Raw genomic sequence first — 14,319 nt, 5'->3', positions numbered from 1 at the left:
GCAGCGCCCCAAAGGGGCGCGGGGCTGCATCGACATGCGGCTCCGCCGCGATGGGGGTCCCCCCGCTCGAGCGAAGCCGAGAGTGGGGGAGCGACCAGCCACGATGATGCCGCAGACGAAGGACGGCACATCGCCGCACATCCCGCGGAGCGCTTGGCGTCCCTGGGCTGCGGGAGTTCGCCTCACTCGGTCCGCAGTGCGCCTGCCGTGTCCTTCCGTGCGGCCCAGCCCGCCGGGAGCAACGCGCCTGCCACCGCGATGACCAGCCCGCCGAGCGCGAGCAGGGCCAGCTGCGGTGCGTGGTAGACCGCGATGTCCGCCGTCGGCAGGGTCATGCCGACGGCCCGGCCCATGAGCGGTGTGACGTACCGGTGCAGGGCGACCCCCGCCGGGACCGCTGTCGCGCCTGCCACAAGACCGATTGCGGCGACCGAGGTGATGACCATGGTCACGGTCTGGCGGGGTGCCATGCCCAGGGCCTTGAGGACGCCGAGGTCGTGGACGCGGTCGCGGGTGTCGAGGACGACCGTGTTGAGTACGCCCAGGCCCGCGACCGCGACCAGCATCAGGGTGAGCATTCCGACCAGGGCGTCCATGGTCACGATCACATCGGATGTCTCGCCGGTGTTGGCCTGCGCCATGGCACCGATCGGGTCCAGAGCCGCGTTCAGCGAGGTGAGGTAGTGCGTCAGATCCGTGCCCGGTTTCGTCTGCACGGCGTACCGGCCCGGTGCCGCGTCGAGTCCCAGCGCCGCGAGGGTCGAGGTCCGGGTGAGGAGTTCCATGCCCTGGCCCACGGTGAAGAACGCCTCGCCGACGATCCGTACCGAGGTCCTCCGCCCCCGCTCCGTCAGGGTCACCGTGTCTCCGACCCGGATTCCGGCGGCCTTCAGGAACCGGGTGGTGACCACCGCCTGGCCCGGGCCGTCGAGCCAGCGGCCCGAGACCATCTGCGGGGCGGCCCACGCCGCGTCGCCCTGGTAGGCCACCACGGTGGTGGCGCCGGTGATCCCGGACGCGGCGACCTGCGCCTGGGCCGTGCCGTAGAAGCGGCGGGTCCCGTGCTGTGCGCGGAGTGCGGCGGCGACCGCCGCCGGGTCGGCCTGCGGGGTGCCGGGGCCCCCGTTGGCGGGGACCGCCTGGGCTCCGGGCGGCGCCTGCCCGCCACCGGCCTCCACCACGACCGAACCGCCCGAATCGAGCATGCGGCCCGACTGCACGGCCCCGAGCGTCAGGGCGAGCCCGACCCCGAAGGTGACGGTGGCGGCGCCGAAGGCGACCGCGGCGGCCGTCGTCGCGGAACGCCCCGGGCGGGCAAAGGGGTTCGCCAGCCCGAGGCCGACCGCGCGCGGCAACGGCAGTCGTCCCGTCAGCCGACGGGCCAGGCGCCCCCGGCCCGCACCCGGCGTCCGCCCCACGGTGATCGCCTCCACGGTGCGCAGCCTGCCGGCACGCAGCGCGGGCACCAGAGCGGCAGCGGCGACCAGGGCGAGAGCCGCGAGAGGCACAACGGCGTCGATCCACACGGGAATTGACGCCGAAGGGCCGTCGAAGGCCCTGCCGACCTCACCGAGCACAGGAATGGCCAGCAGGTTGCCCAGCACCAGCCCGAGTACGCAGCCGACCGCCGCCGGGATCAGGGCCTGTCCGACGTAGGCCCGTACGACCTGCGCCGGGGTGAAGCCGAGGGACTTGAGGATGCCGATGCGCCGGGTCGCCGCGCCGACCGCGCCGCTGACCACGATGCCGATGACCAGGACGGACAGCAGCAGTCCGAGGACACCGAAAGCGGCCAGGAAGGGCACGAACGCCATGGTGTTGGCGGTCTGTTGCTGCCTGACGGTCAGATAGGAGGCGGCCCCGGTCAGCGCGCCCTTCGGCACCGCCGCGGCGATCGCGGCACGGTCGGCGGACACCTGCCCGTCCGTACCCGCGTGGCGGAAGCGATAGAGCATCTCGTACGTGAGCGGGTCGCCCTTCGTGGTCAGCGCCCCGGCCTGCGCGGGAGTCACCCAGGCGTCCGCGGTGCCGGTCACCGAGCGGGCGAGGCCGACCACGGTCAGCGTGGGGCTGCCCGGCGCGGTGCGGAACGTCAGCCGTGCGCCCGGCTGTACGGGCAGTCCGCCGTAGGCCACCACGATCTGGCCGGGCCGGGTGGCCCAGGTGCCCGTGACAAGGCCGACCCCGTCGACGCGGCCCGCGGCATCCGCCCGGCCGACGACGGTGAGCGGCGGCAGATCGACACCGGCCGGCAGCACGTCCGAGCGCGACGCCGTGCGCGGCCGTAGAGAAAGGCTCCGGAAGGGGCCTGCCGCGGCGGTCACACCCGATGCGCGGGCGGTTGCCGCGAGCTGCGGGGCCGTCACCTTCGTCCCGTCGAACTGCGCGGTCAGATGGGCGCCGTACTGCTCGGCGAAGGCGTGGTCGAAGGGCGCCCGGGCCGCGACGAGCAGTCCTGCGGCGAGCACCGAGGCCGTGACGGCCATGAGCGTGGTCAGAATCATCACCGCGGTCTGCACGCGCCGCCGTCCGAGCCCCGCGCGCACCACCCCGCCGAGGGCGCTCATCGGGCCACCGTCACAGCATGCTCGGTGTCCCGTACGATCCGGCCGTCGACCAGCTCCACGGTCCGGGTCGCGCACGACTCGGCCAGGCCCAGATCGTGGGTGACCAGGATGATCGTCTGCCCTTCCGCGTTGAGTTCGGCCAGCAGTTCCCGGACGTCCTCGCCGGAGGCGGTGTCCAGCGCGCCGGTGGGCTCGTCGGCCAGCAGCAGCGCCGGACGGTTCATCAGGGCCCGGGCGACCGCGACCCGCTGACGCTCCCCGCCGGACAGCCTGCCGGGGTAGGCGCCGGCGTACCGGTCGATATGCAGGTACTCCAGCAGCCCGGCGGCACGCCTGCGGGCCTCGGCCCGGGGCAGGCCCGCCAACTGGGCGGGCAGCAGCACATTGTCGGTGACCGTCAGGTCGTCCAGGAGGTTGAAGAACTGGAAGACCATGCCGACCTTCGCCCGCCGGTACCGCGCCGACCCGGCCTCGCTCAGCCTGTCCACCCGCACTCCGTCGACCGTGACGCCGCCTGCGCTCGGCCGGTCGAGTCCGGCGATCAGATTGAGCAGCGTGGACTTGCCACTGCCGGACGGCCCCAGCACGGCGAGTGCCTCTCCGGCACGCACGCTCAGTGTCACGTCGGCGAGAGCCGGCGGCCCCTCCCCGTACGTCCGGGTCACCTCGTGGATGTCGATGACGGGCGCGGTCGCTGCCACGGTGCCTCCATGGGCCGGTGGTTGACGGTTCGGCCCGAAGGTAGGGGCCCGGCCGTGCCGGGGGCGTCGCCTGCGATGGCGAGACGGTCTGCCGTCCCTGGAGGACCCCGCCCGTCGCGTCATCCCTGCGATGTACGCGGGGGATGTAGCCCCCGTCCGCAGCAGGAGGGATGTGGCCGGGTCCGGGGCTTGCCACACTGATCGCATGGGTGGGGCTGTTCGGGCGGAGATCGTGGAGCGGTGGCGGACGGCTGTCGCGGCGCTGCGGCACCGGAGCCCGCTGCCCCGTCCGACCCGGTGGATGTGGGCCGCCGACGCGATCCTCGCCTTCGTCCTTGCCGGCTGCACGCTGGGCGCCGCCCTCAGACTGGGCAACGGCGCGGTTCCGGTTCCGCCGGTCGTGGTGCCCACGACGCCGCCCGTGCCGACGCCGGACACCCCGCCCGTCGCTCCGCTCCCGCCCCCGGGTGTGGTGCAGCACCTCGAGTCCGTCCAGGCCTGGCAGTTGGTGCTGGGCGTGCTGACCGCGTTGCCGCTGGTGGTGCGCCGCCGGTATCCGCTGGCCGCCTTCTGGGCCGTGATCGCTGCGAGCCTGCTGTTCAACCACCACCTGGGCGGCGGTGGCACGACCGTGTACACCTTCCTCTCCTGCGCGGTCGCCGCCTACAGCGCCGCCGTGTACAGCCCCTACCGCGCCCGCGCGCTCACGAGTCTGGTGGCCGGCGCCGGCCTGCTCGCCGTGTTCCACGACGAGAACTTCCCGTCCTTCGCCCCCGGCCTGGTGCCGTTCCTCGCACTGCTCGGCGTGGGGCTCGGAGCCAACGCGATCCACACCTGGAAGCAGCGCCTGCGCGTCCTGCAGGAAGAGCACGAGGCCGCCACGCGGCTGGCGGTCGACCGCGAACGCTCCCGGATCGCACGTGAGTTGCACGACGTCGTCACCCACAATGTGAGCGTGATGGTGATCCAGGCAGGGGCGGCACGCAAGGTGATGGACACCGCGCCCGACCGGGCCCGCGAGGCACTGCTGGCCGTGGAGGCCGGCGGGCGCACCGCCATGGCCGAACTGCGCCACGTCATGGGCCTGCTCACCATGGCCGACGACGGCCCCGACCCGGCCGCCGAGGCCGACCTGGCGCCGCAACCGGGCCTCGGCCAGGTGCCCGCCCTCATCGACCGGCTGCGCGAAACCGGCGTCCCCGTCGAACTGACCGTCACCGGAACCCCGGTGCCCCTTCCCGCCGGCGCCGACCTGGCCGCGTACCGCGTGGTGCAGGAGGCGCTGACCAACACCGTCAAACACGCCGCCGGCGCCCGGGTGCGCATCGCCGTCGACCACGTCCGCGGCGCCGTGCACATCGACGTGTCCGACACCGGCGGCACCTCCGAGGCACCGGCCGGTCCCGGCGGCGGCCGCGGACTGATCGGCCTGCGCGAACGCCTCGCCGTCTACGGAGGCACCCTCGAGGCGGGCGAACACCCCACCGGCGGCTTCCGGGTCCACGCCGTCATACCGGTCGAGGAGCTTCTGTGACCGAGCCGCCGCGCGTGGTGATCGCCGACGATCAGGCCCTGGTCCGCACCGGCTTCGGCCTGATCCTGGCGGCGGACGGCATCGACGTCGTCGCCGAGGCCCGCGACGGGGACGAGGCGATCGACGCGGTCCACCGCACCCGCCCCGACCTGGTCCTCATGGACATCCGGATGCCCGGCACCGACGGCCTGGAAGCGACGCGCCGCATCCTCTCGGGACTCGTGCCCGATCCGCCGCGTGTCCTCATCCTGACCACCTTCGACCTCGACCGCTACGTCTACGCCGCGCTCACCGCGGGCGCGAGCGGCTTCCTCCTCAAGGACGTCACCCCCGAACACCTGGTCGCCGCCGTCCGGCTGGCCCGCTCCGGTGACGCGCTGCTCGCTCCGGCCATCACCCGACGTCTCGTCGAACGCTTCGTCTCCCGCGACACCCAGACCGCCGCCCTGCACCGGGACCTGTCCGTCCTCACCCCACGCGAACTGGAAGTACTCCGTGCCCTCGGCAGCGGCCTGAGCAACGCCGAACTCGCCGCACGCTTCCACCTGAGCGAAACCACCGTGAAGACCCACGTGTCCCGGATCCTGGCCAAACTCCGCCTGCGCGACCGCGCCCAGGCCGTCGTCGTGGCCTACGAGACGGGACTGATCACTCCGGGAGCGGGCGCCCCGGTGACGGAGCCGTAGACAGGGAGACCAACTCCCGTCGGGGTCACGCCTCCTGCAGCGCAGGCGCAGGGCGCTCGGCCGAGCCGCGAACGATCAGCCGGGTCGGGACGGTGATGGTGCGGGCCCGGGAGCGGTCGCCGTCGAGGCGGGCCAGGGCGGTGGTCGCCGCTGCCCGGCCGATTTCCTCGGGGTCCTGGGCGACCACGGTCAGGGCCGGTTCGAGGGCCTCGGCGAGCGGGACGTCATCGAAGGCGATGAAGGCGATGTCCTTCCGCCTGCTGCGGGCGAGTTCGGCGACTATGCCCAGCGCGACCATGTTGTTGCCGGCGAACAAGGCTGTGGGGGGATCGGCCAGGCCGAGCAGTCCGGAGGTCGCGGTCGCGGCTCGCTGCTGGTCGTGGGCGTTGGTCACCAGTGAGCGGTCGTAGGGGAGGCCGGCCTCCTGCAGGGCCGTGCGGTAACCGGCCAGGCGTTCGCGGCGGGTGTACAGCTTCACGGGCAGGTCGCCGATGAAGCCGATGCGCCGGTGGCCGTGGGCGATCAGGTGGGCGACGCCGTCATGGGCGCCCGCACGGTTGGAGCTGACGATGCTGTCCGTGGACAGGCCGACTCCCGGACGGTCGAGGAAGACCACGGGCAGCCCCGCCGCGCGGTGGCTCTTGAGGTGGGAGTGGTCGGCGCCGACGGACGGCACGATCAGCAGGATGCTGACGCGCCGGGCCAGGAACTTGTCCGTCAGGGCGCGTTCGCGGTCGGGGTCGTCCGCGGAGGAGCCCATGAGGAGCGTCAGTCCGCGTTCGCGGACGGTGTCCTCGATGGCACGGGCCACGGCTCCGAAGAAGGGGTTGGCGAGGTCGGGGATGACCAGACCGATGGTGGTGTCCGGGCCGCCGACGCGGATGTTGCGGGCCATCAGGTTCGGCTGGAAGCCGAGTCTGGCGACGGCGGCGAGGACCTGTTCCCTGGTCCGGGCCGAGGCGGGCCCGTCCTCGTTGAGGACACGGGAGACCGTCTTTGCACTGACACCAACTTCCCGGGCGACGTCGGCCAGGGTGGGGCGGCGGCTCGCTGCCATGGAGGAAACGTCTCCTGTGGGCTCCCGGGTTCCGGCCGCGGCCTCGGCCGGAACATGCAGGAGCTGGGTCGTGTGGTCAGTTGGCCTGAACTCCGGCCGCCTTGGCGGCCTCGGAGTCCGCTACGACGGTACCTCCGGCCTCATCGACGGTGAGCGCGCCGGTCATGATGGCGACGACCTCCGCCATGGAGTAGTCGGACGGCTTGATCACAGCAGCACGCCTGCCCAGCCGGTGGACGTGGATCCGGTCGGCGATCTCGAAGACATGCGGCATGTTGTGGCTGATCAGGACCACCGGCATGCCCTTGTCCCGGACGCGCCGGATCAGGTCCAGGACCTGACCGGACTCCTTGACACCGAGGGCGGCGGTCGGTTCGTCCATGACGACGACGCTGCTTGCCCAGGCGACGGAACGGGCGACCGCGACGGCCTGCCGCTGTCCGCCGGAGAGGGTCTCGACCGACTGCGTGAGTGAGCGCAGGCCGATCTTCAGGTCGGCCATGTGCTCGGAGGCCTCCTCGCGCATGCGCTTCTTGTCGAGCATGCGGAAGACACTGCCGAGGACACCGGGACGGCGCAGCTCGCGCCCGAGGAACACGTTGGAGGCGATGTCCATGGAGGCGGCCACGGCGAGGTCCTGGTAGACGGTCTCGATGCCGTGGGCGCGTGCGCTCTGCGGACCGGAGAAGGTGATCGGCTCGCCGTTCAGGCGTATCTCGCCCGCGTCGGGGACCAGCGCGCCGGTGAGCGCCTTGATCAGACTGGTCTTGCCGGCGCCGTTGTCGCCGATGACGGCGAGCACCTCGCCGGGCAGCAGGTCGAAGTCGGCGCCGTCGATGGCGGTGACATGACCGTAGCGCTTGACCAGACCGCGGGCCTGCAGCACGGGCGTGGGGGAGGAGGTGGCGGTCATCGGGCCTTCTTCCGGGAGATCTGGTCGACGGTCACCGCAAGGATCACCAGCACACCGGTGATCAGGGTCTGGTAGATGGAGGCGACGCCCATCAGCTGCAGGCCGTTGCGGAACACACCGACGATGAGGACGCCGATGAAGGTGCCCAGGACCGAACCGCGTCCGCCGAAGAGGCTGGTGCCGCCGAGCACCACCGCGGTGATGCTGTCGAGGTTGTCGGTCTGGCCCGCCTGCGGGTCGCCGACTCCGGTGCGCGAGATGAGCAGCAGGGCGGCGATGCCGTAGAGCAGACCCGCAACCGTATAGATGCCGATGGTCAGTCGGGAGGTGCGGATGCCGTTCAGACGTGCCGCTTCCTGGCTGTTGCCCAGGGCGTAGACGTGCCGGCCCCAGCTGGTGTTGCTCAGCGAGTAGGCGAGCAGGAGGAACAGGGCGATGGTGACCAGCGAGCCGTAGGTGATGTCGGTGTGGCCGAGCGGGAAGGTCTGCCCGAGAGCCGTCAGCGGGCCGGGCAGGCTGGTGATCGTCTGCTCGTTCGAGTAGATGTGGGTCAGCGCGAACGCCACGTTGAGCATGCCGAGCGTGACGATGAACGGCGGCAGCGGGATCTTCTGCACCAACAGCCCGTTGAGCAGGCCGAATCCGGCGCATACGGCGATGCCCAGGGCGATGGCGACGAGCGGCGGCAGGGTGCCGTTGGCAGCCATCTTGGCGATCACGATGCTGCCGAACGCCATCACGGCACCGCACGACAGATCGATGCCCGCGGTGAGGATGATCAGGGTCTGGCCGATGGCGAGGGTGCCGACGACCATGACCTGCTGCACGATCAGCGAGAAGTTCCCGCCGGTGAGGAACTGGTCGGTCGAGATCGAGAAGAAGGCGCAGGCCAGCAGGAGCGCGACCAGCGGGCCGGTGGTCGGTGCCGTGAGCAGTCTGCGGGCCGTCGTCGGCGCCTTGATGTCGGCGTACGGCGATGTGGTCGTGGCAGTCATGCGAAGTCCTTGTCGGGAGACAAGGGGGCGGCCGGGCCCTCCGGGTCGGGGAGGGATCGGGGGCCGGCCGCCCCGCTGAGGGGGAGAGACGGTGTCGTACGGTCGTCGTCCTCGGGGCGGCTCAGCCCCAGCAGTTCTGCAGGCCGAACCCGGTGTCCTTGGACGTGACGCCGGTCTGCGCCTTGTCGGTGATCAGGTTGACGCCGGTGTCGGTGTAACCGGACGCCTTCTTGCCGTTCTTCGCGTACGTCACCACGGCCTTGACGCCCTCGGCGGCCATCTTCAGCGGGTACTGCTGCGAGGTCGCGGCGATCTTGCCGTCCTTGACCGCCTGGGTGCCGGTGCAGCCGCCGTCGACGGAGACGATCAGGACGTCCTTCTCCCGGCCCTTCGCCTTCAGCGCGGTGTACGCGCCCAGGGCCGCGGGTTCGTTGATCGTGTAGACGAGGTTGATGCCGGGCGACTTCTGCAGACAGTTCTCCATGGCGGTCTGGCCCTTGGCCTGGTCGCCGCCGGTGTCCTGGGCGCAGACGACGTCCTTGTCGGTGGCGCCGAAGCCCTTCAGGAAGCCGTTGTGACGCAGCACGCCGACGGAGACGCCCGGCGCCAGGTCGAGGGTGGCTATCTTCGCCGCCTTGCCCTTCATGGCGGCCTTGGCGTACTGGCCGATCAGCTGGCCGGCGTTGAAGTTGTTGGTGGCGAAGAGGGCGTCGACGGCGCTCTGCGGCTCGGTCGGGGTGTCCAGGGCGATGACCAGGACACCCTTGGCGCGGGCCTTCTGGACCGCGGGCACGATCGCCTTGGAGTCGCTCGGGGTGATCAGGATGCCCTTCACCCCGGCGGCGACCATGTTCTCGATGGCGGTGACCTGCCCGGCGTTGTCCCCGTCGAACTTGCCCGCGGCGGTCATCAGTTGGGCGCCGTCCGCCTTGGCGGCCTTCTCGGCGCCCTCCTTCATCTTCACGAAGAACGGGTTGGTGTCGGTCTTGGTGATCAGACCGACCTTGACCTTGCCCGAGCCGGCGCTGGTGGAGCTCGATCCGGAGCCGGATCCGCAGGCCGTGAGGGCGAGGGCCGCGACGCCCGTGACCGCGGCGGCCCTGAGGAGGGAGGGGGACAGACGAGTGGTGCGAGACATGAACGACTCCTGCGGGATGCGGGATGGCGAGCGGCGGGGTCGGATCGGAGAGTGCTGCCCGCGGTGTCATCGTTGACTTATGTCATCGTTGACACCGCCTGGCGAGGATGATGGACTCCCGTTCGCGGCAACGTCAATGCCTTGTACTCGTCACAAATCGGCAACGTCCTCCCGCCTTAGGGAAGCCATCGGAAAACCTTCGGAAAGAAGGGCAGCCCATGAGCCCGCGTCGGATCACCGTCCTGGGAGAGTGCGTCGCGGACGCCTTCACCGAACCGGAACCCGCCCCGAACGAACTCGCCCTGCGCGTGCTGCCCGGCGGCGGACCTGCGAATACGGCGGTCTCCCTGGCCCGGCTTGGCACCCCGGCCCGCTTCCTGGCCCGCCTGTCCGGCGATGTGTTCGGGCGCCTGTTCCGGACCCGTCTCGAGGCGTCCGGCGTGGACCTGTCGTACGCCGTCGCGGCCGCCGAGCCCAGCACCCTGGCCGTGGCGGAACTGGACGCCCAGGGGCAGGCCGCGTTCTCCTTCCATGCGCAGAACACGGCCGACTGGCAGTGGACGGCCGAGGAGCTGGCGCGGGTGGACCTGTCCGAAACCGCCTGCGTGCACACCGGCTCCCTGGCCCTGATCCAGCAGCCCGGCGCGGCAGTGGTGGAGGACTTCCTGGCGGCGGCCGCCCCGCACGCGACCATCAGCATCGACCCCAACGTCCGGCCGCTGCTGGTTCACCCCGACGTCTACCGTGCCCGGCTGGCGCACTGGTGCGCCCTCGCCGACGTGCTGCGGCTGAGCGAGGACGACCTGGAACTCCTCCTGCCGGACACACCTCCCGAGCAGGCCTGCGACATCTGGCACGCCGCCGGCGCGCGGCTCGTGGTGATCACGCGCGGCGCCGACGGGGCCCTGGCCTCCCTCGACGGCGAACGGCTCCAGGTGCCCGCCGTCGCGACGCGGGTGGTCGACACGGTCGGGGCCGGCGACTCCTTCACGGCCGGGCTGCTGCACCACCTCGGTGCGCGTGGACTTCTCGGCGGCAGGCTCACGGACCTGGACTGTGCCGCGGTCGCCGAGGCCTGCGTGTTCGCCACCCGGGTCGCGGCCCTGACCTGCTCGGTAGCCGGCCCCAATCCGCCCTGGCAGCACGAGCTGACGCCGATCGGGCCCGCCGGCCGGCCACGCCCACAACAACACACGGAGGCATCACTGTGACCAAGACCCTGTTCGCCGAGTTCACCGCCCGCGAAGGAGCGCAGGACGAAGTCGCCCGCCTGCTGCGGGACTACGCCGACCAGGTCCGCGAGGAAGAAGGCAACCTCGCCTTCGACGTCTACACCAAGGCGTCGAACGCGCGCGCCTTCTGGATCTTCGAGGTGTACCGGGACGAGGACGCCTTCCGGATGCACCTCAAGCAGCCGTACGGCGGCCCCTTCAACACCGCCCTCGCCCCGCTGATCGAAGAGGACGCCTCCGTACTGACCTTCCTCGATCCGCTGATCTGACCTGACCTGCCGCAGCGAGGTCACGAATCGAGGTCAGGAATCGACCGAGGCCGCGGGGAGGGCCTGTTCGGTCCAGATGGACTTGCCGGTACGGGTGTGCCGGGTGCCCCAGCGCCGGCAGAGGGCGGAGATCAGCTGCAGACCGCGGCCGTCCTCGTCGGTGGCGGAGGTGTGGCGGATGTGCGGCGTGGTCAGGCTGGCGTCGGAGACCTCGCAGATCAGTGCGCGGCTGCGGAGCATGCGCAGCCGGATGGGGCCGTAGGCGTGCCGGATGACGTTTCCGACCAGCTCGCTGACCAGAAGCTCGGTCGTCATGATCAGGTCCTCGTCGGCCAGACCCCAGTCGGTGAGCTGGGCGCGGACCAGGTCGCGGGCCTTGCCCGCCGCCACCGGGTCCTCCGGCAACGGCCACTCCGCGACGTTCTCCGCGGCCAGCGGGTGGATGCGGGCCAGCAGCAGGGCGGCGTCGTCGGTCAGCGCGCCGTGGGCGGGGAGCAGAGCGGAGGTGATGGTGGCACAGAGGGCGTCCAGGTCGGACGCGTCCGCCGGTGCGGCCGGCATGGCGTGCACCGACTGCAGGAGGAGCTCGGCGAGACGGTTCATGCCGGTTGTGACATCCCTGTCCTTGCTCTCGACCAGGCCGTCGCTGTACAGGGCGAGCAGGCTGTCGGCGGGCAGCAGGGTCTCCAGGGTTTCGAAGGGCGGAGTGGCCGCGCCGAGTGGCGGGTCCGGGGTCATGGGCAGGAAGGTGACGGTTCCGTCGGGACGGGCCACCGCCGGAGGCGGCTGACCTGCGCTCGCGTACGACAGCTGCCGGGTCACCGGGTCGTAGATGCCGTACAGGCAGGTGACGAACGCGTCGGTGCCCAACTCGCCGACGATGTCGTTGAGATGGCCGAGGATTTCGTCGGGCGGCAGCTCCAGCTCCGAGAGGGTGCGGACGGCCGTGCGGAGTCCGCCCATGGTGGCGGCCTCGGCCATGCCGTGACCCATGACGTCGCCGATCACGAGCGCCACCCGGGCCGCGGAGAGCGGGATCACGTCGTACCAGTCGCCGCCGACGTCGGCTCCCTGTTTGGCCGGCTGGTAGCGCGCCGCCACCGTCACCTCGGGCAGCTCGGGCAGTGCCTGCGGCAACAGGCTGCGCTGGAGGGTACGAGCCCGGGTCGTCGCCTCGTCGTAGAGCCCGGCCCGCTCCAGGGCCTGCGCGATCAGTCCGCTGAGCGCGGTCAGCAGCGTGCGTTCGTCGTCGTCCAGCACCCGCGGCCGGCCGAAGCAGATCACCGCCGCGCCGATCCCGCGCCCCGACACCGCCAGCGGCAGAACGGCCCACGCCTGCTCGCCGCCTTCCCGGACCAGGGGCTCGGCCCCCGGATAACGCCTCAGGAACTCCTCCGGGGAGGCGATGTGAAGGGGGGTGCGGGTGCGCAGGGCGTCCCCCACCGGGTTCGTGGTGTCCCGCACTGTCCACCGCCCGTCCAGCAGCCGGGCGAAGCGCTGCGAATGTCCCCGGGAGCCGACCACGGTCAGCCGGTCGCCGACCACGCCGAGCATGACGAGCCCGGTGGCGCCGAGGGGAGTCAGCACGCCGTCGGCCACTGCCGCGATCACATCCTGGGCCGTGACGGCCTCGGCCAGCTCCCGCGTGATCCGCTGCACCAGGGCCGCCCGCTCCGCGGCGGCTCGCTCCGCGTCGGCCCGCTCGACCTCCCGCAGATGCCGCTCGGTGGTGTCGGTGATGTAGAGCGTGAGGCCTTCCGGCACCGGGACCAGCCGCAGGTGGTACCAGGACGTCCCGTCCGGCCACGGCACGTCGAATCCGGCCGGCCTCCCCTCGGCCGCCGTGGCCCGGCACCGCTGCTCCAGCCCCGGCACGGCACGCACCTCGGGAACGTCCCAGAGCAGGGCCCCGGCCACATCCCCCGCGGAGCCGAAGAGCCGCTCGGCGGCCTCATTGAGAAAACCGATGCGCCAGTCCGTGTCCAGGGAGACGAAGCCGTCGCTCATGTGCCGCAGCGCCCGCCCCACCGACTCGGCGGCCGTGTGCGTTTCGCTGCTGTCCCGGACGGTGCCGATCACCTTCACCGGCTCCCCGTCCTCGTCCGTGATCGTCCGGGCACAGGCCTCGATCCAGAGGTACGTGCCGTCCTGGCGCCGGATCCGGTACTCGCTCTGGAAGCCGCCGCGCTGCTGGATGCCCCGGTCGAAGCCGGCCACCACCGCCGGCAGGTCGTCCGGGTGGATCAGCGCCGCCCACGCCTCGATGCCGCCGTACATCACCTCCGGATCGACCCCGCCCAGCACCTCCTCGACGGGCCCGTCGGAGGTCAGCTCGCCCGTGCGCAGGTCCCAGGTGTACGTGCGGGAGGGCAGCCCGTCCCCGTCCCGTGGTGGCGCCTCCCGGGGTTCTGGTCCGCTCGCCAGGGCGTGCAGCAGGGTGGGGGACGGATTGAGGATCCCGGACGACCTGAGCCTCCCGGACATCCAGGCCGCCACCTCGTTCAGAAACGCGTGCTCCGCCGCGCCGGGCTCGGCGCCCGGCGCGAAGAGCACGGACAGCGCACCGCGTCGCCCGCCACCGCCGGGAACGGGAACGGCCAGGTGACCGATGCCGGCGGGGAGCCGGGAAGGCCAGAGGGCGGCGGGGTCCCGGCCGGGCACCGGGTCGGGCGGGGCCAGGTCGGGCCGCCAGGTGACGGTGTCGCTGCGGGCGGCCCTGCTGGGCGGCGCCGTGCCCCGGGCCGGGATGATCAGCCAGGGCCGGGTCATCGACTCCGGCAGGCCGCTGTCGGCGACCAGGTAGAGGATGCCGCTCATTCCGCCGCCCGGAAGATGCACCATGCCACCCAGACCGTGCACCTCGGCCACCGCCTGCTGGAGTGCGGTCAGCAGCACCTCGACATCGCGCCGGTCCTCGTCCACGGAGCCGAGCAGCCGCATCCGCATGCGCTGCCGCTCCGAGGGCCGCACGGCCCGTATGGTCCGCAGTCCCTGCGGCTGGTGCAGCGGATCGGGGGCGCGGGGCAGGGACGAACCGTTGTTGTCCCCATCGCCGCCTCTGGCATTCACCACGGCCGACTGTCGCCTCCGCTCACCGCTCGGTTACCCGCTGGGCCGCACGTGATCGGGACCCGCAGCGATCTGCATCCGTCTGCATCCATCGAATTCATCCCGGTCCGAGCAATTTAGGCCATTTCATCTTCCTTGGGGAGGTTCTCGCACCCGAT

The 14,319-nt window shown here is 71.8% G+C and carries 11 protein-coding genes; 4 read left to right on the top strand and 7 right to left on the bottom strand.

Going from position 1 to position 14,319, the window contains the following annotated elements:
- Positions 1 to 182: 182 nt before the first annotated feature.
- Entirely contained in the window at positions 183 to 2,567 is a 2,385-nt protein-coding gene (locus ACFY10_RS20015) for an ABC transporter permease (protein WP_390666476.1), read from the bottom strand.
- On the bottom strand, positions 2,564 to 3,268 hold the full coding sequence (locus ACFY10_RS20010; protein ID WP_390666475.1) for an ABC transporter ATP-binding protein: 705 nt from the start codon (positions 3,266 to 3,268) through the stop codon (positions 2,564 to 2,566). The genes ACFY10_RS20015 and ACFY10_RS20010 overlap by 4 nt, the downstream gene beginning before the upstream one ends.
- Positions 3,269 to 3,473: 205 nt before the next feature.
- Between ACFY10_RS20010 and ACFY10_RS20005 the strand changes: the two genes are divergently transcribed.
- Both ACFY10_RS20005 and ACFY10_RS20000 read left to right on the top strand, forming a co-directional pair.
- Positions 3,474 to 4,802 carry a sensor histidine kinase gene (locus ACFY10_RS20005; RefSeq protein ID WP_390666474.1) on the top strand — a complete coding sequence of 443 codons (1,329 nt, stop codon included), beginning with the start codon at positions 3,474 to 3,476 and terminating at the stop codon, positions 4,800 to 4,802.
- Positions 4,799 to 5,488 (top strand): response regulator, encoded by a 690-nt coding sequence (locus ACFY10_RS20000; protein ID WP_390666473.1) that lies wholly within the window; start codon positions 4,799 to 4,801, stop codon positions 5,486 to 5,488. The genes ACFY10_RS20005 and ACFY10_RS20000 overlap by 4 nt, the downstream gene beginning before the upstream one ends.
- A 25-nt stretch (positions 5,489 to 5,513) precedes the next feature.
- On the opposite strand, the gene ACFY10_RS19995 is transcribed toward ACFY10_RS20000, so the two are convergent.
- From ACFY10_RS19995 to ACFY10_RS19980, 4 genes are all read right to left on the bottom strand, one after another.
- Positions 5,514 to 6,545, bottom strand: coding sequence for a LacI family DNA-binding transcriptional regulator (locus ACFY10_RS19995; RefSeq protein WP_390666472.1), 1,032 nt, complete (start codon positions 6,543 to 6,545; stop codon positions 5,514 to 5,516).
- A gap of 76 nt (positions 6,546 to 6,621) precedes the next feature.
- Positions 6,622 to 7,458 carry an ATP-binding cassette domain-containing protein gene (locus ACFY10_RS19990; RefSeq protein ID WP_390666471.1) on the bottom strand — a complete coding sequence of 279 codons (837 nt, stop codon included), beginning with the start codon at positions 7,456 to 7,458 and terminating at the stop codon, positions 6,622 to 6,624.
- Complete coding sequence (locus ACFY10_RS19985; RefSeq protein WP_390666470.1) at positions 7,455 to 8,453, bottom strand: ABC transporter permease; 999 nt, start codon at positions 8,451 to 8,453, stop codon at positions 7,455 to 7,457. Before ACFY10_RS19985 ends, ACFY10_RS19990 begins: the two co-directional genes overlap by 4 nt.
- 121 nt (positions 8,454 to 8,574) lie before the next feature.
- Entirely contained in the window at positions 8,575 to 9,591 is a 1,017-nt protein-coding gene (locus ACFY10_RS19980) for a sugar ABC transporter substrate-binding protein (RefSeq protein ID WP_390666469.1), read from the bottom strand.
- A 218-nt stretch (positions 9,592 to 9,809) separates the two neighbouring features.
- Here ACFY10_RS19980 and ACFY10_RS19975 point away from each other — a divergent pair, with 218 nt between their 5' ends.
- Entirely contained in the window at positions 9,810 to 10,802 is a 993-nt protein-coding gene (locus ACFY10_RS19975) for a carbohydrate kinase (protein WP_390666468.1), read from the top strand.
- Positions 10,799 to 11,092, top strand: coding sequence for a putative quinol monooxygenase (locus tag ACFY10_RS19970; protein ID WP_390666467.1), 294 nt, complete (start codon positions 10,799 to 10,801; stop codon positions 11,090 to 11,092). Before ACFY10_RS19975 ends, ACFY10_RS19970 begins: the two co-directional genes overlap by 4 nt.
- A 33-nt stretch (positions 11,093 to 11,125) precedes the next feature.
- Here ACFY10_RS19970 and ACFY10_RS19965 read toward each other — a convergent pair whose 3' ends face one another.
- On the bottom strand, positions 11,126 to 14,164 hold the full coding sequence (locus ACFY10_RS19965) for a SpoIIE family protein phosphatase (protein WP_390666466.1): 3,039 nt from the start codon (positions 14,162 to 14,164) through the stop codon (positions 11,126 to 11,128).
- Positions 14,165 to 14,319 lie beyond the last annotated feature (155 nt).

It is taken from the genome of Streptomyces sp. NPDC001401 (assembly GCF_042895385.1).
Classification (GTDB): domain Bacteria; phylum Actinomycetota; class Actinomycetes; order Streptomycetales; family Streptomycetaceae; genus Streptomyces.
Note: the sequence above shows the minus strand (reverse complement) of the source record. Positions and strands in the feature narration are given on the sequence as shown.

Coding starts and splice junctions, on each gene's coding strand:
- ACFY10_RS20015 (WP_390666476.1), bottom strand. CDS start 2,567: ATGAGCGCCCTCGGCGGGGTGGTGCGCGCGGGGCTCGGACGGCGGCGC.
- ACFY10_RS20005 (WP_390666474.1), top strand. CDS start 3,474: ATGGGTGGGGCTGTTCGGGCGGAGATCGTGGAGCGGTGGCGGACGGCT.
- ACFY10_RS19995 (WP_390666472.1), bottom strand. CDS start 6,545: ATGGCAGCGAGCCGCCGCCCCACCCTGGCCGACGTCGCCCGGGAAGTT.
- ACFY10_RS19990 (WP_390666471.1), bottom strand. CDS start 7,458: ATGACCGCCACCTCCTCCCCCACGCCCGTGCTGCAGGCCCGCGGTCTG.
- ACFY10_RS19985 (WP_390666470.1), bottom strand. CDS start 8,453: ATGACTGCCACGACCACATCGCCGTACGCCGACATCAAGGCGCCGACG.
- ACFY10_RS19980 (WP_390666469.1), bottom strand. CDS start 9,591: ATGTCTCGCACCACTCGTCTGTCCCCCTCCCTCCTCAGGGCCGCCGCG.
- ACFY10_RS19975 (WP_390666468.1), top strand. CDS start 9,810: ATGAGCCCGCGTCGGATCACCGTCCTGGGAGAGTGCGTCGCGGACGCC.